Here is a 1,761-nt window from a genome sequence, read left to right as displayed (position 1 = left end):
CTGCTGCGGCGCGCCCCCGGCCATGCCGCCGAGCAGGCCGCCCAGCAGGCCGCCGAGCCCGCCGCCGCTGCCGAGCAGGTCGCCGAGGCCGCCGCCCATGCCGCCGCCCGCCTGCCCCCCCATCGGCCCGCCGCGGCCCTCATAGCCCGGCACCTCGCCCCGGCGCAGACGCGGATCGCCGAGCGGCGAGCCGCCCATGCCACCGCCGGCGCCGTAGCCGCCCTGGCCGCCGCGCGGGTCGCCGCCCATGCCGCCGCCCAGCGCGCCGGCGAGAATCCTGGAAAGCACGTCCGACATCGTTCCGTCTCCATCCCCTGTCGCCGCCCGGCGATGCGCCCCGGCGTCCATCCGGGCCGAGTTGACCACGGATGCTGCCGGTTCTTCGATGGCCGCACAATCACAAGGAGGAATGGCCATGCGGGCCTGGGCCGTGGTCGAAGCGCGGAAGCCGCTGCAGGAGATCGAGCTGCCGACGCCGGAGCCGACCGGCAGCCAGGTGCTGCTGGAAGTCACGCATGCCGGCGTCTGCCACTCCGACATCCACATCTGGGAGGGCGAGTGGGACCTCGGCAGCCGCGGCAAGATGAAGCTGTCGGAACGCGGGGTGACGCTGCCGCTGGCGATGGGTCACGAAATCGTGGGCCGGGTGGTGAAATGGGGGCCGGGGGCGGAAGGGCAGGGCCTCGCGGTCGGCCAGCAGCGCATCGTCTTCCCCTGGGTCGGCTGCGGCATTTGCCCGAGATGCCGGTCCGAGGACGACAACATGTGCCTCCAGGGCAAGGCGCTCGGCGTGTTCCAGAATGGCGGCTACGCGACGCATGTGCTGGCGCCGGAGCCGCGCCACCTGGTGGATCCGGGCGACCTCGATCCCGCGCTGGCCGCGACCTATGCCTGTTCCGGCATCACGGTCTTCTCGGCGATCAACAAGCTGATGCCGATGGAGCCCGGCACGCCGATCGTGCTGGTCGGCGCCGGCGGCCTCGGGCTGCAGGCCATCAGCGTGCTGAAGGCGATGGGCCACAAGCGCATCGTCTCGGTGGATGTCAGCGCCGAGAAGCTCGCGGCCGCGACGCAGGCGGGCGCGACGGACACGCTGGATGCGAGCCTGCCGGATGTCGCGAAGCGCCTGGCCGACCTCTGCGGCGGCGGCGTCGAGGCGATCATCGACCTGGTGAACGGCACGGAGACCGCGCGCTTCTGCTTCGACGCGCTGACCAAGGGCGGCAAGCTCGTGCAGGTCGGGCTGTTCGGCGGCGAGATGGTGCTGCCGCTGCCGGTGATGGCGATGCGCGCGCTGACCGTGCGCGGCAGCTATGTCGGCAGCCCGAAGGAGTTGCGGGCGCTGGTGAAGCTCGCGCAGGGCGGCCGGCTCGCGCCGATCCCGATCACGCGCGAGCCCTTGCGCAACGCGGATTCCGCGCTGAACCGCCTGCGCGAGGGCAAGGTGGTCGGGCGCATCGTGCTGACGGCGGAAGCGGCGTAGCGCCGCCTCACCGCGTCCGCGCCACCATCAGCGTGTCGCAGGAGCGGGCGCCGCGGGGCGGGCCGGCCAGCGCATGCATCGCGCGCCCGGCCAGCAGCGACCAGGCCAGCCCCGCATGCCACGACCAGGCATGCCGGAACCACGGCTCCGCCGCGCGCTTCGGCGCCAGCCGCGCCGCCCCGGCGCACCGCGCGGGGGCGCCGCCGGGCGGCCACTCGATGGTCTCCGCCGGATCGAGGCCCGCCCCCGCGGCGCGGGCCAGCAGCGCGCGCGCCGCC

Annotated in this window: 2 protein-coding genes and 1 pseudogene; 1 reads left to right on the top strand and 2 read right to left on the bottom strand. The window is 74.4% G+C overall.

Annotation, left to right across the window (positions count from 1 at the left end; translation table 11 throughout):
• Window positions 1-297: pseudogene (locus tag AC1MIR_RS22040) on the bottom strand (hypothetical protein); the annotation flags it as partial.
• 118 nt (window positions 298-415) lie between these two features.
• On the opposite strand from AC1MIR_RS22040, the gene AC1MIR_RS22035 reads away from it, so the two are divergent.
• Window positions 416-1,483, top strand: a complete 1,068-nt coding sequence (locus tag AC1MIR_RS22035) for an alcohol dehydrogenase (RefSeq protein WP_480030336.1) — start codon at window positions 416-418, stop codon at window positions 1,481-1,483.
• 7 nt (window positions 1,484-1,490) lie between these two features.
• Here the strand turns inward: AC1MIR_RS22035 and AC1MIR_RS22030 are convergent.
• Window positions 1,491-1,761 (bottom strand): hypothetical protein (locus AC1MIR_RS22030; protein ID WP_480030335.1); only part of this gene is annotated, 271 nt, incomplete at its 5' end.

This window comes from Falsiroseomonas sp. RANM36, from assembly GCF_056682175.1.
This window is presented reverse-complemented; position numbering and strand designations above follow the sequence as displayed.